The sequence below is a fragment of the Flavobacterium silvaticum genome (assembly GCF_012911565.1).
Classification (GTDB): domain Bacteria; phylum Bacteroidota; class Bacteroidia; order Flavobacteriales; family Flavobacteriaceae; genus Flavobacterium; species Flavobacterium silvaticum.
Genome location: NZ_JAAMPU010000101.1, coordinates 119,447 through 142,811 on the forward strand (window position 1 = coordinate 119,447; position 23,365 = coordinate 142,811).

The window sequence follows — 23,365 nt, forward strand, 5'->3', positions numbered from 1 at the left end:
TATCTTTAACCAATTCACTTAATTATCTCTAACATGAAAAAAATTACTTTACTGATTTGTTTGTTCGCAATGTCGCTGGGCAATGCGCAATACACTAAAATGGGCATTACCGGCGATGGAGTTGGTGGTTGGCCAGATTCTCCGGGTTATCCGACAACCGAAGATATCAATCAAATGACAAGCACGGACGGTATTAACTGGACACTTGAAAACCTGGTGGTCGGGAATGGATCCTTTAAATTCCGTGCCGATTACACATGGGATCACAACTGGGGATCAGCAGGAAATCCGGGAGGTTTCAGTCCTTTGACTGGCACGGCGGTTTCCAATAGCGGAACAAATCTCGCTTTGCCTGTAGGTATTTACAATGTTACATTTAACAGTACTACTCTGGCTTACAGTTTTACTATCTCAAATATCTATCCAACAATCAGCCTGGTCGGAACAGCAGTTAGTGGTACAGACGTATTCGATGCCGATTTTGATTTGGGTACGACAGATGGTATCCATTACAGCGCCAACGGTGTACATTTATATCCTGCAGCTGTTAAATGGCGCCAAAACCATACCTGGAGCGCTACGACAAACTGGGGCCCGGAAAATTCGGCTGACCTGGTGGGAACTGCCGTTCTTGATGCGCAGACTGCGGTTAGCATAGCTGTAGAAGCCAACTATAATGTCACATTTAATTTACAGACATTGGCCTACACCTTTACGTTTCCAACAATTGCCATTGTAGGGAATGCTACCACTGCGGGATGGCCGCTGAACACGCCCGGAGAGATTGATCCACTGGTTTTGGATACAGACGATGGCGTAAATTATTATCTGACAAGCATTGCATTGACTGCGGGTGGAAATGCCTTTAAATTTCGCGCAGACAACGCTTGGACTGTACAATGGGGCGCAAGTACGACTCCTGAATTTCCATCGGGAATTGGAACTCAAAGTGGTGGCGATATCAATCCAGATGTTGCAGGGAATTACAGCCTGGCTTTCAACCGCCAGACAGGTGTTTACACTTTTGCGCTTCTTGGCTTGGAGCAATTCCAGCAATCTGACGTAAAGGCTTATCCAAATCCAACCCGCAACAACTGGAATGTTTCGGCCAACGGGCAGACAATTGAAAAAATTCGCGTGACAGATTTCTCAGGAAAAGTGGTCATGGAAATGCATCCGAATACATCTGAAGCTGCAATCGATGCGTCAGGTCTTTCAACAGGAATGTACTTTGCGAATGTTTCTACTGCTACGGGTTCAAAAATCATAAAAGTCGTTAAGCAATAAGAATATCTTTCATTTAAATAAAATCCCCGTTCAGAGTAATCCGGACGGGGATTTTTGTTTTTGGTCAGTTATATTTGCAGCTATATGGAAATCCTGGCCATCGTTTTCGTACTGTTGGTATTTTTGGCGTTCGTCCTTTTTTTCTTCAGTATCATTATCCTGAAGTTGGAAACCGTTTACGCCGGATTTTTCGACCGGCCGTTTTATGTCCATTTCTATCCGGTAAAAAAACGCCTGGCTTTAAGCGACCAGTCTTTTCTGCATGAACATTCTGCTTTTTACAGACGACTTGACGACAATCGAAAACAGTATTTCGAACACCGTATAGCCCGTTTCCTGGACAATTATGAATTTATTGGAAAAGAGGGTTTTGAAGTGACCGATGAGGTTCGTATCCGTGTGGCTCATGCCTATATCATGATGTCATTCGGATGGCGTAATTACCTGACTAAAGTTTTTGAACGCATCGTTATTTTTCCGGAAGTTTACGAGTCATCAGCTACAGGAAACCTGCATAAAGGCGAATTCAATCCGCGGATGAAAGCTGTGGTTTTTTCATGGGCCGATTTTGTTTCAGGAGAAGATGCATCGAACGACAATCTCAATCTCGGAATCCATGAATTTGCCCATGTGATGCATTTTCACGGAACGCGAAGTGCCGATATCAGTGCCTTGGTTTTTGCCAAACTTTACAAAGAGTGCATGCGTGAAGTGATGCATCCGAATAACAACCGCGCCTTACGCGAATCCGGCTATCTGCGGGAATACGCTTACACCGACCAATTCGAATTCCTTGCCGTAGTACTCGAACATTTCTTTGAAACGCCCGATGAATTCCAAAGACGATTTCCGCAACTATTCACAAGCATTTCAAAGATGCTCAACTACCGCAATTAAACCGTTACGGCTTTTAGCAAAGCAATGGTTTCGGCTGGGTTTTCAGAACGGAACACAAAGTTTCCGGCTACCAGTACATCGGCTCCGGCATCAAGCAGTTTCTTTGCGTTTCCGCTGTTCACACCACCGTCAATTTCAATAAGTGTCGGGGCACCGTTTCGGGAAATGATTTCTTTTAATTTGGCGATTTTCGTGTAGGTATGTTCAATGAATGATTGTCCGCCAAAACCCGGATTGACACTCATCAGGCAAACCAAATCAATATCCATGATCGAATCTTCTAAAAGCGAAACCGGCGTGTGCGGATTCAAAGCGACACCGGTTTTCATTCCTTCGGCTTTTATTACCTGAAGCGTACGGTGTAAGTGAACGCAGGCTTCGTAGTGGACGGTCAGCCTGTTGGCGCCCAAATCTGCAAACGTCTTGATGTATCGATCCGGATCTACAATCATCAAATGAACATCGATCGTTTTTTTTGCATGCTTCGAAATCGCTTCGAGTACAGGCATCCCAAAAGAGATATTCGGAACAAAAACGCCGTCCATAATGTCGACATGGAACCAGTCGGCCTGGCTTTCGTTTATCATTTCAATATCGCGTTGCAGATTGGCGAAATCGGCTGCAAGGACAGACGGAGCTACGATTGGGTTTTTCATTGTAGATGAGTTGTATGGCAAAGATAAGTAAACGGAGAGGATAGATAATCGACAGTAATCAATACGCAATAACAATAAATAATAAGCAATAGGTATACAAATTTCTTTAAGGATAACCTGAACTGGGAAAAGTAATCCATAAATAAATCAAGCTCTCTACACATTTTGGCAATTATATGCCTGAGAATGTGTAAAGAGCTTGACTTTTTAATTTATTGAAGATGGACTAAATCTTCGAGATGACCATCTCCGTGCCCATTACAGAAAAATCCCGCCTGCAACTTCAATGCGTTGCCCGTTGACCCATTTGGAATCATCTGAACAAAGGAAAGCGACAACGCCTCCAAGATCATCGGCTTGTCCAACACGCCCCAAAGCTGTCAATGAAGCCAGTTGTTGTTTGAGTTCCGGATTGTTCCGTACGGCTGCTCCGCCAAAATCAGTCTCAATAGCGCCAGGAGCTACTACGTTGGCGCGAATGCCACGACCTCCGAATTCTTTCGCCAGATAACGGGTCAATGTTTCCACGCCCCCTTTCAATGCACCATACGCTGCGTAACCAGGGAAAGAGAACCGTGCAAGACCTGAAGAAATATTCACGATTCCGCCATTGTCATTCAAAAGCGGAAGTGCTTTTTGCGACAGGAAAAATGGCGCCATCAAATGGATGTGCGTCAATTGGACAAAGTCTTCTTCTGTAGTTTCTTCTATGGATTTGTGGATTCCGAAACCGGCATTGTTGACCAGGTAATCGAATGTTGAAGTTCCGAACGTTTCCTTGAGCACAGGCTTCAATCTGTTGTAGAAATCATCGTAAACACCAGATTTAGATGCGTCGAGTTGGATGGCAGCAGCTTTTTGACCGACAGATTGGATGGCTTTTACCACTTCTTCCGCCTCATCTTTGCGGCTGTTATAGGTTATGACAACATCCAGGCCTTTTGCAGCTAATTGAAGTGCCATATTTTTTCCGAGGCCGCGGCTTCCGCCGGTGACCAATGCAATTTTGTTGCTCATGATTTTAAAATTTTATGAGACAAAATTACGGTCATATCACATGACCGTGTTTGCAACCGTCAATCGGGAATTTGCGAAAATCAAATGTCGCGAAAAGCAAGAGGGGAAAGGCCTTCCTGTTTTCGGAAAAAATTAGAAAAGTGGGCGATTTCCTCAAAGCCCAGGCTGTCCGAGATTTCAGAAACCGACCAATCTGTCTGTTTGAGCAAAATCTTGGCTTCCTGCAAAAAACGTTTGCTTACCAAATTGCTTGTGGTCAGGCCCGTGGTTTCTTTGAGTACTTTATTCAAATGATTGACGTGTACGGCCAATTGATCGGCAAAATGACTCGCGGTTCGCAGGTTTGGACGCTGTTGTTTGTTCTCGATTGGAAATTGCCGTTCCAGAAGCTCAATGAAAAGCGACGTAATGCGTGAAGTGGCATTGTGTTTCGGATAAAGTGCTGTTGCCGGTTGGAGTTTCTGTCCAAAATGAATCAGTTCCATCACGTAGTTCCGAATCAGGTCATATTTGAATGCATAATCACCTGAAAGTTCGGTGTTTATTTTTTGGAATAGATTTGTCAGATAATCGATATGGTCTGGTTCAAGTCTGAAAATCGGCACATTACCCGGTTGAAACAATGTAAAGTCTTCCAGTCTGATTCCTATTTTGGCCGGCGCCATGAAATCTTCTGTAAATACACAGAAAAATCCGCGCTGTTGGTCACACTTACTGATCCAATTATAAGGGATGTGAGGTGTGGCGAATAACAGCGATGGATTGTCAATTTCAATGGTCTTGTCAGCATATTGCGCCTCATTATGCTCCAGCAATAAGCTTATTTTGTAATACGTACGCCGGTTGTAAGGCATCTGTTGGTTTTTGCATCCTTTGTAGACTTCTTCATAATTGAACACATTGAAATGCCCAATCTCGCGGCTTACCTCTTGTGGCAGGTGTTGGTGTAATTCGGCGTAAAATTCGGGAATTGTCGTTGCTTTCATTTTGTTGCAAAAATCAAAGATAGAAACCTTTTGCGAAAAATGAAGATTGAAGTTGTTGTTCCGAAAGAAAATCGTTAGGCTTTAATGATTTTGTTCGGCTGTTTTAAGTTTGGCCGAAGAAATCCTGGCGGCATATTTTGCCCGGATAAAATTATTTACCGGTTCTTCGAACATTTTGAAAAGCCCGATTGAAATCAAATTCAGTACGATAAATGTAAACAACGGATTGTCCGATATTTTGTTTATTGAAGATTGGATGATGCCAATATGGATCAGGTAAAATACATAGGAACTTTTTCCGAGCAAAATGAAAAGCTTGCTGCCGAGTACTCGCGATACAGGTGTTTTTTCGGTCAGCAATCCGTAAAATAAGGGAAGCACCCCAATAATAGGCAGAATGACCAAAAGGAAAACACGCCGCATCACAGAACCGATTTCCTGATTGTACATATGTCTTCCGAAACTGATTCCGAATATGGAGACAATAATGCCCAATATCCCTAAGTAAGTGAAATAATTGAAAGCACTTTTGAACGTTCCCTTTTTATAAATAATGCCTAAGCCAATTCCCGCAAAAAATTCTATGCAGCGTCCGAAAAACGTATAGCTCAGCATAAATTCAAACGATCCGAAGAACCCGAAAAAGTCCATACGCGAGAAAATGACGACCAATAAAGCCCCGAATGCCAAAAGCAGCACCGGCAATGCATATAGGTATGATTTGCTTTTTTTGATCAGGAAGAATAGCAAAGGAGCCAAAAGATAGAACGTTTCTTCGACGGTCAATGACCAACCTTGGGAGATTCCGCTGAATTTTAAACTGTCGAAGAATCCGCGTAAAAAGGTGATGTTCGACAGATAAAGCCACGTGATTGTAGTCAGGCTTTCGGAACCTTTGAGATAGAAAGCTAAAAATGTAAGCGAAGTGAGCAAAAAATAAACGGGGAATATCCGCGCGATTCGATTCACCATGTATTGTTTCATGTTGAAATTGTTGAGGTCGGAATATCTGTAGGTAATCAAAAAACCACTGAGTACAAAGAATATGGAAACCCCAATATGGAACTCGTAAGTGAAATCAAAAATCGGCGTGCCTTTAAAAAGATGGATATGGTGTATAAAGACCATATAGGCAGCTATTGCCCTGATTCCGGTAAGTGAGCTGAAATACTCAGATTTGTTCATAAACGTCCGATTGGATAAACCTTGGCCCAAAAGTAGGTAAATATTCGGGGCTATGAACGGAGATATGACGTATGGTTGTTATGGAATTGTTTCCGGTAATTCGATTTTTATACACAAAAAATCTTTGTGTCTTAGTGCCTTAGAGTCTTCGTGTCAAAAAGGAGCGAAGCGACGCATAAAAAACAAAACTCCGGGATACCCGAGCGAAGCGAACTGACCAGGGCCAAGCGTTAAGAAAAAGTCCAGTGGACTTTTTTAGTGAAGGAGCCAGATGGCGCGTTGGCTGGTTTCCTTAAAAAACAAAACTCCGGTAATCAGCCGGAGTTTCAATCATCAATCAAAAAACGAACAGTTAATCAGACTGTTGTTGCGGTACTATATTATTAATAATATAATTATCAGTTTCAATTTCCAAACATACGCAAAAAATACATATGCCGGTTTGCATTTATCCTAAATAGGTTTTCAGGATTTTACTGCGGGACGTATGCTTCAATCTGCGGATTGCCTTTTCCTTGATTTGACGCACGCGCTCACGTGTCAGATCAAAAGTCTCGCCTATTTCTTCAAGCGTCATTGGGTGTTGGTCGCCCAATCCGAAGTATAAACGAACCACATCTGCTTCACGCGGGGTTAACGTTTCCAAAGAACGCTCGATTTCGGTACGCAATGATTCATGGATCAATTCACGATCCGGATTCGGCGATTCACCCGAACGAAGTACATCGTAAAGGTTTGAATCTTCTCCTTCAACAAGAGGTGCATCCATCGAAAGGTGACGACCGGAATTCTTCATCGATTCCTTTACGTCGTTGACAGTCATGTCAAGTTCCTTCGCGATTTCCTCTGCACTTGGCGGACGCTCGTTGGATTGTTCCAGCAAAGCGTACATTTTGTTGATCTTGTTGATCGACCCGATTTTGTTCAATGGTAAACGAACGATACGTGATTGTTCTGCCAAAGCCTGAAGAATCGATTGACGGATCCACCAAACGGCGTAAGAAATGAATTTGAAACCGCGGGTCTCGTCAAAACGTTGTGCAGCCTTGATAAGGCCAAGGTTTCCTTCGTTGATCAAATCGGGTAGGGTCAAGCCCTGGTTTTGGTATTGTTTTGCGACCGAAACCACGAAACGAAGGTTGGCTTTTGTAAGCTTTTCCAATGCTCTCTGGTCTCCGGCTTTGATTTTTTGTGCTAATTCCACCTCTTCGTCAGCGGTGATAAGGTCGACTTTCCCAATTTCCTGAAGGTACTTGTCCAGTGAAGCAGTTTCCCGGTTGGTTACCTGCTTCGTAATTTTTAATTGTCTCATGTAAGGGATTCCTTTTTTAGAAGATACGGGGCTTGTACGGCAAGAGGTCAAAAAAAGTTACAGAATCAAAAAATATTTTTCCCAAGCTCTTGTTTGATGTGTGGCATTCTCTTATTTTGCGGGCATTTCCACGAAATAAAATGAAGAGACTGATGACCTTAGCGATCGCAGTTTTCTGTTGCAGTGTTTCTGCGCAGAAAGCTTTTGATCCGACGCCCGAAGATATTTCGCTTGCAAAAAACCTGCGTGAGACCTATTCCAAAGATGACATTGCCATTCTTGAAAGTTCCGATAACATCGAATTCGGTTTCGACAGTGACAAAAAGCAGGTAACCGTCCTGAATAAAGTCCGTGAGAAACTAATGAACCTGAATTACAGGTCGGACATCCACAAGTATGAATTTTACAATACCGAATCGCGCATCGATCACTTTGAGCTACAGTATCGGAACGGAAAAAAAGCAAAATTCTTTGTCAAGGATGAATACTATGCTGATAAGGATTTGTTCTATGTAGATGCACGTGTGAAATACATGTCGGTCGATTTCCCGGTTCAGGGTTACAGTTATCTGTATGAGATGGACAAACAGTACGACGACGTCAAGTATTTTACTTCGGTTTATTTTACAGACGAATATCCGGTCATAGACAAAACGATCAAGATTATTGTTCCGGATTGGCTCGATGTCGACATACGTGAATTCAACTTTGGCGGATACGATATTGTCAAACAAAAGACGCCATCAGGCAAAACGACAGAATATACCTATCGGCTCAAAAATATCCCTGCCGCGTTCAAAGAAGAAAATGCGCCTGGCAGAAGTTACCTGTATCCACATTTGCTCATCGTAGCCAAATCATACGATAAAGACGGACAGAAAGCGGCACTTTTCAATTCCACGGCAGATTTATACAAATGGTACAAGTCGCTTGTCGATATGACCAAAACAAATGAATCGGTGCTCAAGCCCAAAGTCGATGAACTGACGGCAAAAGCCAAGACTGACGAAGAAAAAATCAAGAACATCTATTATTGGGTGCAGGACAACATCCGTTACATCGCATTCGAAGACGGCATTGCCGGTTTCAAGCCCGATGATGCAGACAAGGTATTCACCAAGCGTTACGGAGATTGTAAAGGCATGGCCAACCTGATCAAGGAGATGCTCAAAGTAGCGGGTTTCGATGCGCGTCTGGCCTGGATCGGAACCAAACACATTGCCTATGATTACACCTTGCCGTCTTTGGCCGTGGACAATCATATGATTTGTGCGCTCATCTATAAAGGCAAGAAATATTACCTCGACGGAACCGAAAAATTCAATCCGTTTGGCCAATACGCCGAACGCATCCAGAACAAGGAAGTCATGATCGAAGACGGCGACAAATTCATCATCGACAAAATCCCATCGTCTTCCGATACCAAGAATAAAGAAACGTTCGCTATCCGGATGAGTATCGATAAAGAATCGCTCAAAGGTAAATGTTCACGCACGTTCGCCGGTGAAAGCTGTATGGAATTCCTGTATGGATTTAATCAGATTGAGAACAATAAGCAAAAAGACGCTTTGTCGAACTATCTGTCAAAGCGCGATAAAAACATCAAAGTCAGCAATTTGGTTACGACAGATATGAGCAACCGCGAACAGCAGCTTAAGCTCGATTACGATGTCACGCTCGATAACAAAGTATCCGGATTTGACGATGAGATTTATGTCGATATGGATTTCCTTCGCGAATTCGGCAATTTTTTCCTCAAGGAAAGAAAGACCGATTATCAGTTTGATTACAAGACGAATTACGAATCTTCCATCGTCCTTGAAATCCCATCCGGATACAAAGTCGACAAGCTTCCGGACAGCCTCACTTATAAAGGAAAAGACTATTCGGTGACGCTCAATTTCACCAAGACCCCAACCGAAATCACGTGTAAAAAGGCCTTTGAATTTCCCAACGGAACCATCCCGATCAAAGAAATCACGGCCTGGAACGACCTGTTGACCAACCTGAATACCATTTATAAACAACAAATCGTGTTGACCAAATCCTAACCATGAAAAACAAATTTGCCGCGCTGCTTTTGCTGTGCTTTACCGCTGCTTTTGCCCAGGACAAAGAGGAAGTCCGGGAAATGTTCTGGGGACTCAAAGATCCTGAAGCTTCCGTAAAGGACGTTCCGGACGAATGGAAATCTGAATCGGCAGTAATCATCTACGAATACAATTATTACTATTACCCCATGTTTTACCCCAAAAGCGGTTTCCGCCGTCGTATCAAATTGCAGGATGCGGCTGCCGTGAAGGACTTTTCTGAATTGTCATATAAAGGTTTTTCAGACCGAAAGCGCAACATGGACAATGATATGATCGGAATCCGGATCATCAAGCCAGATGGTAAAGAAATCGAAATCGACGCGGCAAAAGAAGCCAAAACCACCGAAGACGACCGCAAAATTGCCATTCCCAACCTTGAGCCCGGAGATATCATCGACTATTATTTCTATGCAACGGTAACCGATGTCAACTCTATTTTCGATTCAAAAGAAGCCACGTTAAGCGATGCTTATTACCCGACGATGTTTCTTCGGGTAGAACTTCAGCTTGACAAAAAATTATACATCAACCTCAATTCCTACAACGGCGCACCGGAATTTACAGACTTGCCTCCAGGCAGAAAAGGCGACCGCAGGCTTGAGATCAAAGCCACGAACCTTCCGAAAGCCGGACGTGAGCGTTGGCTGTATCCGCTTGTGGTATTGCCTTCGTATAAATGGCAGATCGGAAGCAAACCTTATGGAAAACCAGATAAGGAAGTCGCAAACGGCCGGGTTAAAAAAGTGCTCACCAAAGACGATATGATGTTTGCTTATGGCGAACGCTACAGGCCTTTTGGCGATATGGTCCACATTGAGAACTTCCTTAAAAAGAAGACATTCGCCAACGATGCCGAAAAAGTCCGTGCCGTCTATTATTTCACCAGACATTATTATTACACCCAATACGTAGAGGCGTTCGCCATTAGTGAAGCCAAGATTTTCGAACCTTGGGAATTGTATAAGAAGCCCATTTTCATGGACAGCGAAGGCGAGTTCATCAATCACTTCATGGCGTTCTTAAAAGACAATAAAATCGATTATGACATTGTGTTGGCTACAGGTCGGTTCAACGGCCCGATGTCAGATTTGCTCTTGTCGTCAAACATTGAGGTCATGTTGCGGGTCAATACGACTCCAGAGCCTGTTTACCTTCAGTTTTTCACGCCGTTTACGAATGCAGACCAGATACCATCGGAACTGGAAAACACAGACGGCTATATGCTCAACGTACTTAAACGTAAAAAAGTGACTGATGTGGAATCTGTAAAACTTCCCACATCTACTTCCGAAGACAATAAATCTATCGTCAACAGTACAGTTTCGATGGACAAGGATTTCACGGGATTGAAGGTTAAGCGTGAATCGTCATTTTCCGGCCATCTCAAGGAAGATGAGCAGCGCAGCCGACTGTATTTCTTTGATTATGTAAACGAAGATTACCAGAAATTCGGAACAGAATCTGTGCTCGAACGTGTCCGCAGCGATCGCAAACAGGCGCAGTATAAAAAGGAATATCAGGCTTTGGTCGATAAATTCAAGGACAAACAAATGGAGTCTTTCAAGAAATCCATCGGTGAGGAATTCGATCTCAAAATCGAGAATTATGAATATTCGGTAAAAAATACGGGTCGTTTCGGAAGCAAGGAAGCCTTTATTTATGATGAAAACTTTGATTTGGAAAACAACCTTGTCAAAAAAGCCGGAAACAATTATGTAGTCGAACTAGGCAAAATCCTCACAGGTCAACTTGAGATTACCGAAGAAGATCGAAAGCGAAAACTCGATGTCTACATGCCGTTTCCGCGCAGTTTTGAAAATGATATCACGTTTGAAATCCCTGCCGGCTATTCGGTTTCCGGAGTTGAGAAATTCAATAAGAATGTTGTCAACGCGACAGGCGGATTCACGTCTACGGCCAAAGTGGAAGGCAACAAACTGGTCATCCATACCAAAAAATTCTATGCGAATTATTTTGAGCCGAACAAGAATTGGGCTCAGATGATCGATTTCCTCGATGCGGCGTATCAGTTCACCCAGGAAAAAGTACTGCTTAAAAAAGGCTGATTCTTATATTTCGTCAGAAGACGGATTCCGGATTTTATCCAGGTAAAACGCGACTTTCCGCAAGGCTTTGTTAAAAAAGATCTTGCGGTCGCGCGTGCCGGAAAGATTCAGCGATTTCGAGTTCTTGATTTGCCTGTGGAAGTAATCGAGGGCTTTTATCGTGGTATTTTCATCTTCGGTAATAAAATAACCCAGAGCCGTATACGGAATGAACATGGTTATTTTTTCTTCTGACGACAGTATCACGTTGTTGTTCAGGATGACCAATTCGTTGTAATACAACTGGAATTTTCCATTGGGTTCGCTGCACTTTTTTTCGACCGATGCCAGAAGTGCAACCACGTCGTCACATAATAATTCAGCTGAATTCCTCGAAAGCAGCCCCGATTCAAAGAAATAGAAAATCTGCTGGAGTGTGCTGTTTATCGTGGTGTCGTTCCATATTTCATGTACCGATGCATTGTCATAGACCGACCTGATTTTCGCATTGTGCTGCATCAGGTTTTCGGGAAAAACGAATTCCTCGAACGGTTTTGCATCTTTGCCACCGAGTAGATCCATCCAGACATAGAGCTTGAATTTGGACAGCAATGTTCCGCCAATGGTGTAGAACAAGGGTAAATCCTTAGCTGCATAATAGAGTGAAACGCCTTCCTCTTTTAAATAACTTCCCAGATACGCTGCCGACTGACGGAAATAATCGGCCATTTCTTCAAATGACGTAATCTCATTGGTCTTTTCTACAACCAGCGTATTTCCGCCTGTCAGGATGGCGTCGACAGAAATTTTATAATGCCTGCAAAGCGTCATGGCTTCTTCTATCGAAAACTTGCTTTTAGACGATACGCGCCTGTGTGCCGCATCGTAACTTATTCCGAGTGCCACGGCCACGGCATCTATTATGGAACCTGATTTTATTTTTTTACGGATTGTTGTCAACAGAATATCCTGAGGATTCATATTTGCGATTTTCACAAATATATCTTTTTTAAAAACTTATTCTCGCAATTTGTCTTGATAAAATCACAATACGTTTGAACTGTCAATTTAAATCAATCCATGATGAAACTAGTTCAAACCTGTATTATCGCACTGACTTTGGCATCGATGTATTCATGCGCTCCACTGAATCCTGTTGCGCGAAAGGATTTATCTGCTCCAATAAACAATAAGGCTTGCTATAGACCTTATTCCGAATTATCACAAAAATGTCCAGACGATTTTCTGCACATACTCAAAATTGATTCTGTCCATGTCGATTCTGTTTGTGTCGTTTTCAGTCAAAGCGAAATGATTGTTTCCTATCGGGATATCAATACGAACCAATTCCGGACACAGACTTATAAAGGCAAAATGCGCAAAAAGGATTTCCAGGTTTTTTTCAGACGGGATCATACCGGAATTCCACCTTTTTTCTGGGTTAGGGAAGTGGACCGATATCGGTTCAGCATCAGTCCCGATAAATCTTTGGTTGTTACCGAAATGCATGATCACACCGCCATGATTTTACTTATGGCAGGCGGTTCAGGTTATCGCAACCAAAATATATTCTCTGCTTTCCCATGACCCGTTTCGCCACCAAAGTTTACTGGTTCTTGTACAAAAGAGCCATGACAAGGACAGAGCCTGATCCGCCAAAAAGAATCATAATCCGGGAAGTCATCATCAATCTCATCCGCTTTGCCATAAGGTATTATAAACAATAAAGACACAATGAAAACACAGACCTCACCTTTTAAAACCAAACCAGAAAAACCAAACGGTCTTTTTGGAAATCATAGAATAGATGCCGGATCACTTCAGGGCAACATCGAAAACTTTATTGGAATGGCTATGGTTCCAACAGGTATCATCGGGCCGGTAAAAGTTCTCGGTTCGCAAGTAGATGGCGAATTCATGATTCCGCTTTCTACGACCGAAGGCGCATTGGTAGCATCGTATAATCGTGGCGCAAAAGCCTGTTTTGAAGCCGGTGGCGTAACCTCTGTCTGCGTGAACCAAGGCGTCCAACGTTGTCCGGTTTTCCGGTTTTCAAACCTTCGGGAAGTTCTTGTGTTTTCAGACTGGGCTTTGGGTCAGGTGGAAAACTTCAGGGAAATCACTTCACAATCAAGCCGGTTTGCCAGGTTGATCCAGTTGCGTTCCAACATAGAAGGGAATCATCTCACGCTCACATTTGAATTTACAACCGGCGATGCATCGGGACAGAATATGGTAACGTTCTGTACGGAAAGCATCTGTCATTATATACTGGAAAATACTCCGGTTCAGCCGCAACGTTGGTTTGTCGAAGGCAATTATGCTGGCGATAAAAAAGCAACGGCACTCTCGTTTTCAAATGTGCGCGGAAAAAAAGTGGTTTCTGAAATCATCCTTCCAAAATCGGTAGTCGAAAATACGTTAAAAACCACCCCAAAAGCAATGGCCGATTATTGGGTTTCGTCAACTCTCGGCGTCGTCCAAAGCGGTGCAATTGGCTTACAAGGTCATTATGCCAACGGACTTGCGGCTTTGTACATCGCGACCGGACAAGACGTAGCCTGTGTCTCTGAATCGGCTATCGGGATCACAAGAATGGAAATACTGGCCGACGGTTCGCTTTACGCAAGCGTCACTTTACCCGGACTAATCGTCGGGACGGTCGGCGGCGGAACGGGTCTGCCAACCCAAAAACAAGCGCTTGAACTTATGGAGTGTTACGGAGAAGGTAAAGCTGTGAAGTTTGCCGAGATTATCGGAGCTGTGATTCTTGGCGGTGAATTGTCTATTGCGGCGGCATTGTCGGCCGGGCATTTTTCATCAGCGCACAAAAAATTCGGAAGGAAAAACAACCAGTAAAGCCAGAAATCATGACCAATAAAGACAACATTTTTACCATCCCAAACGCATTGTCATTTTACAGATTGTTGATGGTTCCGGTAATCATCTGGACGTTGGTTTCACACAACCGAAGTTTGTTCATCACCCTAATCTGCATCAATTTGATCACCGATATACTCGACGGATTCATTGCCCGTACGTTCAATATGTCAACGGAGATTGGGGCACGATTGGATTCATTGGCCGACATCGGGACGTTCCTGCTTTCCATTTCAGGTTTCTGGATTTTCGAGCGCGATTTTGTCATCGAAAACCGGATTGCTTTTTTGCTTGTCTTTGGATTTTATCTTGTTCCGCAGTTTATTTCACTGGTCAGATTTCATCGTCCGACGAGTTTTCATCTGTACACAAGTAAAGCGCTCGGATACATCCAGGGCATTTTCATCTTTACTTTTTTCGTCTTCGGATACTGGAATGTCTATTTCTATTTCATGGTCGTGGCGAGTTGCCTGGCAGATTTTGAGGTGTTGCTTGTAGTGCTTTCTGTGTCAAAGCTAAGGTCGAATGCCAAAACCATTTTCCATGTTTTAAAAACCAAAGATCATGACGCTTTATAGTATCCTGAACATGATGTTCGTAATTGGCGCATTCGGAGTTCACAAAGCCAGCCGGAAAGTTGCAGATTCATCTGAAAAAAGAAAACAATGGATCAAGTTCTTGACTTATCTTGTCTTGGTTTTCGGACAGGTTTTCCTCATTTCAAAAAGTGCTTATGCATGGTTTGTCGTGGTTGTCATTTTCGGTGGATTTTATGAGTTGATCAACATTCGTAAATCGATAAAAACATTCGTCGTTGCCTTATTTTTATACGGGATTTTTGCCTTTGGCTATTGGACTTTTTTTAGTTTGACAGCTATTGAATGGCAGCAATTCCTGTTCGTGATCGTTATTACATTCGATGGCTATTCGCAAATTTCAGGTCAGCTTTTCGGACGCACCAAAGTCTTTCCCAAAACCAGTCCGAACAAGACGCTTGAAGGTATGGTCGGCGGATGTGCATCGGTAATCGTCACGTCGATAATTCTGAGCCAAATGCTTCAAATCGAATTGCGACAAGCTTTGGTTTCGGGATTATTGATCGGATTGTTTTCAATAGCCGGTGATTTTCTCGCATCGTTTTACAAAAGACAAAGTGGCGTCAAGGATTTCGGTAAGACAATTCCCGGACACGGCGGCATCCTCGACAGGTTCGACAGTTTGATCGTTGCGGCTTCCGCATTGTATCTGATGCGACTTACTCCCTGGTCTGATGCCGAAAGCTGGAATTGCATCGCTTATATTCTGGTTTTTCTACTGCTGTTTTTTGTGGCCGAAATCGGCTACCGAACTTTTAAGGTCAAAGCCGAAATCACACGCAAATTCGTCCATATTTTTTCCGGGTTGACTTGTTTGACTTTTCCGTTCTTTCTTGATAGTTGGATTTCTGTATTGGGACTTTGCTTCAGTTTTATTTTCCTGTTGATTGTAAGTAAAAAATACAATTTGTTGCCGTCAATAAATGCCATCGACAGAAAATCCAGCGGAAGCATTTTATTTCCGGTTTCCATTTTCGGATGCTTTCTGCTGTTTTATAAGAATCAGGATTATTTGGAATTTTATCTCCCGGTTTTGATTCTGGCTATTTGCGACCCGTTGGCTGCATTAGCCGGAAAACGTTGGTCTTATGGGAAATATAAGATTGGAAACGACTTTAAAACGATAGTTGGTTCTGCGGCGTTTTTGGCAAGCTGCTTTGCTGTTCTGATGCTTTCGGTTTGTTTTCCAGATGGCAATTTTTCAATCGACGCAATTACTAAATGTGTAGCAATCGCAATCGTCGCAACCCTGGTCGAGGCTTTCAGCAAAAACGGATATGACAATGTTTCGATTCCGTTGAGCGTGATTGCTGTAATGCAATTATTTGGTTAATAAAACAAAAAACCCGCCTTATCAGCGGGTTTCTATTTAGTCAGCGTTTTCTTCGCTTGGCTTTTCAGCTTGTGGAGCGCGTTCTTCACGAGGTCCGCGATCTTCTCTCGGACGGTCGTCACGACGGCCATCCCTGCGATCGTCACGTCTTGGTCCGCGATCGTTTCTGTCTCCTCTCGGGCGGTCACCGTCACGTCTTTCCGGACGCGGCGCATTCTCATCGCGTGGAGGTCGTGGCAACAATGCCTTTTTAGAAACGCGTTCTTTACGAGTCTTAGGATCTATTCCCATGTATTTCACTTCGAATTCGTCGCCCATGTTTACCAGGTCGGTTACATTCTCGGTGCGTTCCCATGCGAGCTCAGATACGTGAAGCAAAATCTCGTTACCCGGAGCATCAAGATATTCCACTACTGCTCCAAAGTCCATGATCTTGATCACTTTCACTTTGTAGCTGTCGCCAATTACCGGCTTGAACGTAAGCGCGTCGATCTTGGCCAATACAGCGTCGATTCCATTTTGGTCTGTTCCGAGGATTTCCACGATACCTTGCTCGTCTACTTCGTTGATAACGATCGTAGTTTTTGTCGCTTTCTGCAATTCCTGGATCACTTTTCCACCAGGTCCGATAAGCGCTCCGATGAAAGCACCAGGAATAGTGGTTTTGATGATTTTCGGCGCATGTGCTTTTACGCCTGCACGTGGAGTTGCCTGTACTTCAAGGAGTTTTCCAAGAATGTGCAAACGTCCGTCGCGAGCCTGGTTCAAAGCCTGCTCCATGATTTCATATTTCAATCCTTCGATCTTGATATCCATCTGGCATGCCGTGATTCCTTTTTCGGTTCCGGTAACTTTGAAGTCCATGTCGCCCAGGTGATCTTCGTCTCCTAAAATGTCAGACAATACAGCCCAACGGCCGGTCTTATCGTCCGAAATCAATCCCATCGCAATACCTGAAACCGGGCGGATCATCTGGATTCCGGCATCCATAAGAGCCAGTGTTCCGGAACAAACCGTTGCCATGGAAGAAGATCCGTTAGATTCCAATACTTCAGAAACCACACGAACAGTATACGGGTTCTCTGCAGGAATCATATTTTTCAACGCACGTTGCGCCAAATTTCCGTGACCTACCTCACGACGTGAAGTTCCGCGCAATGGCTTGGCTTCTCCGGTAGAGAAAGGAGGGAAGTTGTAGTGCAGGTAGAAATTTTCTTCACCTTGTTCAGATGGCGCGTCGATGATATTCGATTCGCGTGAAGTTCCCAACGTGACCGTAGCCAAAGCTTGGGTTTCACCACGTGTAAACAAAGCAGATCCGTGGACTGACGGAAGGTAATCTACCTCGCACCAGATCGGGCGGATTTCAGTCGTTTTACGACCGTCAAGGCGCAATCCCAAATCAAGGATTACGTTACGAACGGCTTCTTTTTGGGCGGACTTGAAATATTTTGAAATCAATTCCCCGAATTCGAGTTGCTCTTCTTCGCTGAATTCAGCTTTCAGATCTTCTTTGACCTGACCGAATTGCTCGCCTCGTTCTTGTTTTCCGGTACCTTGTTTGGCAATGTCATAACATTTGTCGTAAACGAAAGCTTTTACTTTTTCGTAAACTTCTTCGTTGTTTGCCTCTTCGTCGTATTCACGCACTTCTTTCTTTCCGAAAGCAGCCTGCAAACGCTCCTGTGCAGCAATCTGAACTTTAATGGCTTCGTGCGCGAATTTGATCGCCTCGACCATTTCTTTTTCAGAGATTTCTTTCATCTCACCTTCGACCATCGCGATGGAATCTTTGGAAGCTCCAATCATCATGTCGATGTCAGATTCTGCCAATTGTTCCATGCTTGGGTTAATGATGAATTCGCCGTTGATGCGGCCAACGCGAACCTCAGAGATCAACGTCTCAAAAGGAATATCGCTCAAAGCCAAAGCAGCCGAAGCCGCCAAACCTGCCAATGCATCTGGCATTACAGATTCGTCGTGAGACATGAGTTGGATCATCACCTGCGTTTCTGCGTGGTAATCATCCGGGAATAGCGGACGCAAAACGCGGTCAACCAAACGCATGGTCAACACTTCTTTGTCAGAAGGTCTTGCTTCGCGTTTGAAGAATCCGCCCGGGAAACGTCCGGCAGCTGCGAATTTTTCGCGGTAATCTACTGTAAGTGGTAAAAAGTCTACACCAGGGCTGGCTTTTCGTGCCGAAACAACGGTTCCAAGCAGCATGGTGTTGCCCATCTGGACAACAACGGAACCGTCGGCTTGTTTGGCTAGTTTTCCGGTTTCGATCGAGATGCTTCTTCCATCTCCCAAATCGATAACTTCCTTAAAAACTTGTGGAATCATAAATTCTTTTCTTGATTAAACAATGGGTCTTCGTTGTAGTTGTGTTGTTGTTGCTTGTGTAGTAGTTGTGGAAACCCAATGAAAAACCAAACTTTTTTTAAAAATGAAAAGAGGCGCGCGGGCACCTCTTTTCTAACTGAATTATTTACGAATATTCAATTCTTTAATGATTTCGCGGTAGCGGTTGATTTCTGTTTTCTTGAGGTAGTCAAGCAAACTTCTTCTTTTACCTACGAGTTTCACCAGTGAACGCTCTGTGTTGAAATCGTGACGATTCTTTTTCAAGTGCTCGGTCAGGTGATTGATACGGAACGTGAAAAGTGCAATCTGCCCTTCCGCTTTTCCGGTGTTTGCAGCTGTTTCCCCGTGTTTAGCGAAGATTTCTGCCTTTACTTCTTTAGTTAAATACATTCCAATATTATTTAAATGATTTTTATGTATGTAGCCGTCTTTCGGTTACGGGCGCAAAAGTACGTTTTTTGAATTAATAATTAACAATGAATAATGAATAATTTTAGAGAAAAGAAGCAAGAAGCAAGACTGGAGAAAAAAGAATGAGGTAGAAAATGTTGATAGCATTCGACGTTCACTATCACGGATAGTCTTGCTTCTTGCTTCTTTTCTCCTGCCTCTAAAAACAAAACTTCGCGATCAACACGTTGACCTCTTCCAAAAATCGTTCGTCTTGTTCTGTAAAGGCATCAAGTACTTCCGAATCGATATCGATCTGTCCTATGTTTTCGCCATTCACAAAAAGTGGTACCACGATTTCAGATTTCACCGTGAGCGAACACGCAATATAATTGTCCTGAGCACTTACATCAGGAACTACGAAATTCTGGTTTGAAACCGCGACCTGTCCACAAATGCCTTTGCCGAATGGAATCACCGTATGATCTGTCGGTTCGCCCACATAAGGTCCGAGAATCAGTTCTTCCTTGTCGCCATTCCTGAAGTAAAAGCCAACCCAGTCATAATATTCGATATTGTCATTGAGTAAATGGCATATCTGCAGTAATTTATCGTCTCTAAGCAAATTGGTACGCTTGAGAATGTCAAGTACTTTTGGTTTAAGTTCTTCGAAAGTCATATAGGTGTTTATTCGTTGATTTGATTGTTGTTTATCTGAGGCGTGGAGCAACTGCAAATTTAGCCCTTCATTGCCTCTTAATTTTTATAAATTTGTTAAAAAAAGATTGGAGCCTTTAAAGCAATATCGCCCGTTTTTTGTTTTCCTTGCCAAATTCTTCGGGGTTTATGCAGTGCTTACTGTGATCTATCGGCTTTATTTGAATACATTCGATCCTTCAAAGCTTGAAACAGATAGCATTACCTGGTCTGTAGCCAGGCAAACAAAATGGTTTCTTGAACTTCTCGGTCGCCAGTGTGAACTTGCGGCGCATTCGCAACAGCCATCTGTAAAACTGATACTCGACGGTCACTACATTGCGCGGGTCGTGGAAGGCTGCAATGCCATAAGCGTCATGATTCTTTTTGTGGCATTTGTGATTGCTTTCAAAGGAAAATGGCTCACTACAGCTTTGTTCATAGTTTCGGGAATTGTTATCATCCACATTTTAAATGTCTGGAGGATCGCACTTTTGGCTATGGCGTTGCTTCGGTTTCCGGAATCGGAAGGTGTTTTGCATGGTGTCATTTTCCCGGCTGTGATATATGGAGTTGTTTTGCTGCTTTGGATTGTCTGGGTCAATAAATTCTCGCTCAATGCAAAAAAGTAAGTTGAAGTTCCTGCGTTATGGCACTGCTGTTTTATGTGTGTTCGGATTGTTGTGCATTCGCGGATTTGAAACGAGTCTGTTCTATGATCCGCTCCACGATTATTTCCGGAACGATTATCTCACCGAGGAACTTCCGGCTTTCGATTTGTTGCCGCTGACGTTGAGTTTAAGTCTTAGGTTCCTTATCAATTCCGCTTTGTCATTACTTATTATCCGATTGCTTTTCCCGAATCAGAAAATCACCTGGCTCGCTATTTTGTACGCGATTCTGTTCCTGATTCTGGTCCCGATGTTTTTCAGTGTGTTGGCTTTCTGGCCGGAAAACAGATTTGCCTTGTTCTACATCAGACGCTTTCTGATCCAGCCGTTGTTCCTCTTATTGTTCGTTCCAGCATTGTATTATCAGCAAACCGTCGGATTAAAAAAGAGTTAACGGAATCTTGTGGCTTCTCATTTTTAGTACTTTTGCCACATGCTTGCAAAAAAATGTATCGGAATCTGGCTCACTGTGTTGCTTTTGGCTTCACAATCGGGCTTTGCATTCCATGTACATTATTGCGGAGGCGAAGTAGCATCTGTCAAGCCCATTTTCAATACATCCGATACAAAGGGATGCTGCGGCAAAATGGATAAAGCGCCTTCAGGTTGCTGCAAAGATAAAATCGTCAAAGCAGACAAAGGCCACGACAGTATCGTCAAGACGTTTTCGGTCTCTTTTGAAGCGATTGTGTTTCCGTCTGAAATTCCATCTGTCAACTACAAAAAACCAATAGTTCATTCGCGTCCGGAACTGCCGTTATCTTCAGGCTTCCACGCAAACGGACCGCCTTTATATTGCCTGTACAGCCAATATACTTTCTACGCCTGATGATTTGAACTTGTTTAAAAAACAATGTTTCACTTCATCAAATTTCTATGTATAAATATTTTTTGATTGTCTTGTTCGCAGCTATTCCGGCCTTAGCTCAGGAACCCGAACAAAAGGATACGCTGGCGACCGTTACGGTAAAAACGTCGTCAAGCAGCATTCGTAAATCACAGACTGCCGTTACCAATACACAGGTCATGACGAGCCGTGAATTGCTCAAAGCCGCGTGTTGCAACCTCGCTGAAAGTTTCGAGACCAATCCGTCTATCGATGTAAATTTCACCGATGCACTTACGGGTGCCAAACAAATCAAGATGCTCGGTTTGACAAGTCCGTATTTAATGATTACCGAGGAGAATATTCCATCTGTGCGGGGCGCTTCCCAAACATTTGGAATGACTTTCACGCCCGGAACGTGGGTCGAAAGCATCCAGATTACCAAAGGCGCGGGTTCTGTAGTGAACGGTTATGAAAGCATTTCGGGCCAGATCAACACGGAATTGATAAAACCCGCTACCGACATTCCGTTTTTCTTCAATATGTATGGATCGACCGATTCGCGATTGGAGCTTAACGGCCATTTCAATGAGCGGTTCGGCGATAAATGGAGCAGCAGCCTGTTTGTCCACGGTAACATGAGACGCATGCCGATGGATCAGAACGACGACGGGTTTCTCGATAATCCTATTTCCAGCCAAATCAACGTCATGAACCGATGGCAGTACAACAACGCCGAAAAAGGTTGGGTCAGTTTTATCACCGCCAGAGTCATGAACGATGAAAAACTGACAGGCGAAGTGGCTTCACATCATAATCCGTCAGCGACCGGTTTCTGGAAGTCTGAAATCAATACCCAACGCTATGATATCGCCACCAAAATAGGATATGTGTTTCCGGATATGCCATACCAAAGCATCGGTTTCCAGAATGCCTACAGCCGTCATGTGCAGGATTCTTATTTCGGAAACAATATATATAATATCGCTCAGGACAGTTTTTATTCGAACCTGATCCTGAATTCCATCATCAACAATACACGTCATAAATTTGCGGCCGGAATTAATTTTACGTTGGACAGATATCGCGAAAATGTAATCGTTCCCGGAATCGACAATAACTTTGACAGGATCGATAATTCGCTTGGCGCTTTCGCTGAATATACATTCGACAATTCAGACAATTTCAGTTTGATTGCCGGAATGCGTGCCGATTACCACAATCGTCTTGGTGTTTTTGCGACACCCAGATTGCATGTCAGGTATAATCCGTGGGCAGATGGAACGTTGCGTGCTTCTGCCGGACGTGGAAAACGGGCTGCCAATATTTTTGCCGAAAACCAACAGTTGTTTGCGAGTGCCAGAAGTTTCAGCATACTCGATTTGGGTGGTAAAATTTATGGTTTGGATCCGGAAATCGCATGGAATTACGGTATCAGTTTCAGCCAGAAGTTCAAGATTTTCGGGCAACCATCAGACATAGGTTTTGATTTATACAGAACAGATTTCAGCAATCAGGCTGTCGTAGATCTATACGCCAATGTGCATCAGGTTTCATTCTATAATCTGACCGGGAATTCATCTGCCACAAGCCTTCAGGTCGACTTCAATTACGAGCCGTTAAAACACCTGAACTTACGCACCGCATACAAATACTATGACATAGAAACCGATTACCTGTCAGGTACGAACCAACGTCCGTTGCAGGCGCGCCACCGGCTTTTTGCCAATGTTGAATTCGCGACGCATATCGATGACAAAGGGCACAGGTGGAAATTCGATACGACGTGGAACTGGACGGGCGAGCAGCGGCTTCCGACGACCGAAGGGAATTCAAGTTGGAATAAATTACCCGTCGATGCCAATCCTTTCAGTACCGTAAATGCACAAATGACAAGGTCATTTTCTTCTAAATTCGAAATGTATGCCGGTGTCGAAAACCTGACAAACTATCGTCAGGACAAACCCATACTTGGCAGTGAAAACCCGTTTGGCGCGGAATTCGACGCGTCGATTATCTATGCGCCTGTTTTTGGGAGGATGATGTATGCGGGGCTGCGGTTTAAGGTGAAGTAAGTGAGTTTGGAAGTTTGAGAGATCGGAAGATCGGAAGAAGGCAAGAAACAACA

21 protein-coding genes are annotated in these 23,365 nt (G+C 43.6%); 12 read left to right on the plus strand and 9 right to left on the minus strand.

The features are described 5' to 3' along the window. Positions 1 to 33 precede the first annotated feature (33 nt). Positions 34 to 1,287: a T9SS type A sorting domain-containing protein gene (locus G6047_RS05825; protein WP_169526544.1), complete on the plus strand. Its 1,254-nt coding sequence runs from the start codon at positions 34 to 36 to the stop codon at positions 1,285 to 1,287. A gap of 84 nt (positions 1,288 to 1,371) precedes the next feature. Then, a complete protein-coding gene (locus G6047_RS05830; protein WP_169526545.1) occupies positions 1,372 to 2,184 on the plus strand; it encodes a zinc-dependent peptidase in 813 nt (270 codons plus the stop codon). Here the strand turns inward: G6047_RS05830 and rpe are convergent. The 5 genes from rpe to G6047_RS05855 all read right to left on the minus strand — a co-directional run bounded on the left by rpe (position 2,181) and on the right by G6047_RS05855 (position 7,340). Further along, the gene (gene rpe, locus G6047_RS05835; RefSeq protein WP_169526546.1) at positions 2,181 to 2,840 is read right to left on the minus strand and encodes a ribulose-phosphate 3-epimerase; all 660 of its coding nucleotides are present in this window, start codon (positions 2,838 to 2,840) and stop codon (positions 2,181 to 2,183) included. The genes G6047_RS05830 and rpe overlap by 4 nt on opposite strands. A 258-nt stretch (positions 2,841 to 3,098) precedes the next feature. Then, positions 3,099 to 3,857 (minus strand): SDR family NAD(P)-dependent oxidoreductase, encoded by a 759-nt coding sequence (locus G6047_RS05840; RefSeq protein WP_169526547.1) that lies wholly within the window; start codon positions 3,855 to 3,857, stop codon positions 3,099 to 3,101. An 80-nt stretch (positions 3,858 to 3,937) separates the two neighbouring features. Then, the gene (locus tag G6047_RS05845; RefSeq protein ID WP_169526548.1) at positions 3,938 to 4,843 is read right to left on the minus strand and encodes a helix-turn-helix domain-containing protein; all 906 of its coding nucleotides are present in this window, start codon (positions 4,841 to 4,843) and stop codon (positions 3,938 to 3,940) included. An 81-nt stretch (positions 4,844 to 4,924) separates the two neighbouring features. Next, entirely contained in the window at positions 4,925 to 6,028 is a 1,104-nt protein-coding gene (locus tag G6047_RS05850; protein ID WP_169526549.1) for an acyltransferase family protein, read from the minus strand. 448 nt (positions 6,029 to 6,476) lie between these two features. Next, positions 6,477 to 7,340, minus strand: a complete 864-nt coding sequence (locus G6047_RS05855; protein ID WP_026707723.1) for a sigma-70 family RNA polymerase sigma factor — start codon at positions 7,338 to 7,340, stop codon at positions 6,477 to 6,479. A 152-nt stretch (positions 7,341 to 7,492) separates the two neighbouring features. Here G6047_RS05855 and G6047_RS05860 point away from each other — a divergent pair, with 152 nt between their 5' ends. Continuing rightward, positions 7,493 to 9,391, plus strand: coding sequence for a transglutaminase-like domain-containing protein (locus G6047_RS05860; protein ID WP_235946500.1), 1,899 nt, complete (start codon positions 7,493 to 7,495; stop codon positions 9,389 to 9,391). Positions 9,392 to 9,393: 2 nt separating this feature from the next. Beyond that, the gene (locus G6047_RS05865; protein ID WP_169526551.1) at positions 9,394 to 11,499 is read left to right on the plus strand and encodes a DUF3857 domain-containing protein; all 2,106 of its coding nucleotides are present in this window, start codon (positions 9,394 to 9,396) and stop codon (positions 11,497 to 11,499) included. A gap of 3 nt (positions 11,500 to 11,502) precedes the next feature. Here G6047_RS05865 and G6047_RS05870 read toward each other — a convergent pair whose 3' ends face one another. Next, positions 11,503 to 12,459 carry a hypothetical protein gene (locus tag G6047_RS05870; protein WP_169526552.1) on the minus strand — a complete coding sequence of 319 codons (957 nt, stop codon included), beginning with the start codon at positions 12,457 to 12,459 and terminating at the stop codon, positions 11,503 to 11,505. Between the two features lie 99 nt (positions 12,460 to 12,558). Between G6047_RS05870 and G6047_RS05875 the strand changes: the two genes are divergently transcribed. The 4 genes from G6047_RS05875 (at position 12,559) to G6047_RS05890 (ending at position 16,287) form a co-directional block, all read left to right on the plus strand. Beyond that, positions 12,559 to 13,065, plus strand: coding sequence for a hypothetical protein (locus G6047_RS05875; protein WP_169526553.1), 507 nt, complete (start codon positions 12,559 to 12,561; stop codon positions 13,063 to 13,065). 147 nt (positions 13,066 to 13,212) lie between these two features. Next, positions 13,213 to 14,337, plus strand: a complete 1,125-nt coding sequence (locus tag G6047_RS05880; RefSeq protein WP_169526554.1) for a hydroxymethylglutaryl-CoA reductase — start codon at positions 13,213 to 13,215, stop codon at positions 14,335 to 14,337. Between the two features lie 11 nt (positions 14,338 to 14,348). After that, positions 14,349 to 14,936, plus strand: coding sequence for a CDP-alcohol phosphatidyltransferase family protein (locus G6047_RS05885; RefSeq protein ID WP_169526555.1), 588 nt, complete (start codon positions 14,349 to 14,351; stop codon positions 14,934 to 14,936). Continuing rightward, positions 14,923 to 16,287 (plus strand): phosphatidate cytidylyltransferase, encoded by a 1,365-nt coding sequence (locus tag G6047_RS05890; protein WP_169526556.1) that lies wholly within the window; start codon positions 14,923 to 14,925, stop codon positions 16,285 to 16,287. The genes G6047_RS05885 and G6047_RS05890 overlap by 14 nt, the downstream gene beginning before the upstream one ends. Before the next feature lie 36 nt (positions 16,288 to 16,323). Here the strand turns inward: G6047_RS05890 and G6047_RS05895 are convergent, their stop codons facing one another. The 3 genes from G6047_RS05895 to G6047_RS05905 all read right to left on the minus strand — a co-directional run bounded on the left by G6047_RS05895 (position 16,324) and on the right by G6047_RS05905 (position 19,723). Further along, complete coding sequence (locus tag G6047_RS05895) at positions 16,324 to 18,633, minus strand: polyribonucleotide nucleotidyltransferase (protein ID WP_169526557.1); 2,310 nt, start codon at positions 18,631 to 18,633, stop codon at positions 16,324 to 16,326. Positions 18,634 to 18,774: 141 nt separating this feature from the next. Beyond that, a complete protein-coding gene (gene rpsO / locus G6047_RS05900) occupies positions 18,775 to 19,044 on the minus strand; it encodes a 30S ribosomal protein S15 (RefSeq protein WP_169526558.1) in 270 nt (89 codons plus the stop codon). A 220-nt stretch (positions 19,045 to 19,264) separates the two neighbouring features. Next, positions 19,265 to 19,723, minus strand: a complete 459-nt coding sequence (locus tag G6047_RS05905; RefSeq protein ID WP_169526559.1) for a GAF domain-containing protein — start codon at positions 19,721 to 19,723, stop codon at positions 19,265 to 19,267. Positions 19,724 to 19,829: 106 nt separating this feature from the next. Here G6047_RS05905 and xrtF point away from each other — a divergent pair, with 106 nt between their 5' ends. Genes xrtF through G6047_RS05925 form a run of 4 tightly spaced genes read left to right on the plus strand, consistent with a single transcriptional unit; the run spans position 19,830 to position 23,312 of the window. Then, positions 19,830 to 20,372 carry an exosortase family protein XrtF gene (gene xrtF / locus G6047_RS05910; RefSeq protein WP_169526560.1) on the plus strand — a complete coding sequence of 181 codons (543 nt, stop codon included), beginning with the start codon at positions 19,830 to 19,832 and terminating at the stop codon, positions 20,370 to 20,372. After that, positions 20,359 to 20,805 (plus strand): exosortase F system-associated membrane protein, encoded by a 447-nt coding sequence (locus tag G6047_RS05915; RefSeq protein ID WP_169526561.1) that lies wholly within the window; start codon positions 20,359 to 20,361, stop codon positions 20,803 to 20,805. The genes xrtF and G6047_RS05915 overlap by 14 nt, the downstream gene beginning before the upstream one ends. A 39-nt stretch (positions 20,806 to 20,844) precedes the next feature. After that, positions 20,845 to 21,240, plus strand: a complete 396-nt coding sequence (locus G6047_RS05920) for an HYC_CC_PP family protein (RefSeq protein ID WP_169526562.1) — start codon at positions 20,845 to 20,847, stop codon at positions 21,238 to 21,240. Between the two features lie 47 nt (positions 21,241 to 21,287). Then, positions 21,288 to 23,312 carry a TonB-dependent receptor plug domain-containing protein gene (locus tag G6047_RS05925; protein ID WP_169526563.1) on the plus strand — a complete coding sequence of 675 codons (2,025 nt, stop codon included), beginning with the start codon at positions 21,288 to 21,290 and terminating at the stop codon, positions 23,310 to 23,312. Positions 23,313 to 23,365: the final 53 nt, after the last annotated feature.

Coding starts and splice junctions, on each gene's coding strand:
- G6047_RS05905 (WP_169526559.1), bottom strand. CDS start 19,723: ATGACTTTCGAAGAACTTAAACCAAAAGTACTTGACATTCTCAAGCGT.
- G6047_RS05865 (WP_169526551.1), top strand. CDS start 9,394: ATGAAAAACAAATTTGCCGCGCTGCTTTTGCTGTGCTTTACCGCTGCT.
- rpe (WP_169526546.1), bottom strand. CDS start 2,840: ATGAAAAACCCAATCGTAGCTCCGTCTGTCCTTGCAGCCGATTTCGCC.
- G6047_RS05860 (WP_235946500.1), top strand. CDS start 7,493: ATGACCTTAGCGATCGCAGTTTTCTGTTGCAGTGTTTCTGCGCAGAAA.
- G6047_RS05885 (WP_169526555.1), top strand. CDS start 14,349: ATGACCAATAAAGACAACATTTTTACCATCCCAAACGCATTGTCATTT.
- G6047_RS05870 (WP_169526552.1), bottom strand. CDS start 12,459: ATGAATCCTCAGGATATTCTGTTGACAACAATCCGTAAAAAAATAAAA.
- G6047_RS05925 (WP_169526563.1), top strand. CDS start 21,288: ATGTATAAATATTTTTTGATTGTCTTGTTCGCAGCTATTCCGGCCTTA.
- G6047_RS05875 (WP_169526553.1), top strand. CDS start 12,559: ATGATGAAACTAGTTCAAACCTGTATTATCGCACTGACTTTGGCATCG.
- G6047_RS05920 (WP_169526562.1), top strand. CDS start 20,845: ATGCTTGCAAAAAAATGTATCGGAATCTGGCTCACTGTGTTGCTTTTG.
- rpsO (WP_169526558.1), bottom strand. CDS start 19,044: ATGTATTTAACTAAAGAAGTAAAGGCAGAAATCTTCGCTAAACACGGG.
- G6047_RS05850 (WP_169526549.1), bottom strand. CDS start 6,028: ATGAACAAATCTGAGTATTTCAGCTCACTTACCGGAATCAGGGCAATA.
- G6047_RS05895 (WP_169526557.1), bottom strand. CDS start 18,633: ATGATTCCACAAGTTTTTAAGGAAGTTATCGATTTGGGAGATGGAAGA.
- G6047_RS05880 (WP_169526554.1), top strand. CDS start 13,213: ATGAAAACACAGACCTCACCTTTTAAAACCAAACCAGAAAAACCAAAC.
- G6047_RS05830 (WP_169526545.1), top strand. CDS start 1,372: ATGGAAATCCTGGCCATCGTTTTCGTACTGTTGGTATTTTTGGCGTTC.
- G6047_RS05890 (WP_169526556.1), top strand. CDS start 14,923: ATGACGCTTTATAGTATCCTGAACATGATGTTCGTAATTGGCGCATTC.
- G6047_RS05855 (WP_026707723.1), bottom strand. CDS start 7,340: ATGAGACAATTAAAAATTACGAAGCAGGTAACCAACCGGGAAACTGCT.
- G6047_RS05840 (WP_169526547.1), bottom strand. CDS start 3,857: ATGAGCAACAAAATTGCATTGGTCACCGGCGGAAGCCGCGGCCTCGGA.
- G6047_RS05915 (WP_169526561.1), top strand. CDS start 20,359: ATGCAAAAAAGTAAGTTGAAGTTCCTGCGTTATGGCACTGCTGTTTTA.
- G6047_RS05825 (WP_169526544.1), top strand. CDS start 34: ATGAAAAAAATTACTTTACTGATTTGTTTGTTCGCAATGTCGCTGGGC.
- G6047_RS05845 (WP_169526548.1), bottom strand. CDS start 4,843: ATGAAAGCAACGACAATTCCCGAATTTTACGCCGAATTACACCAACAC.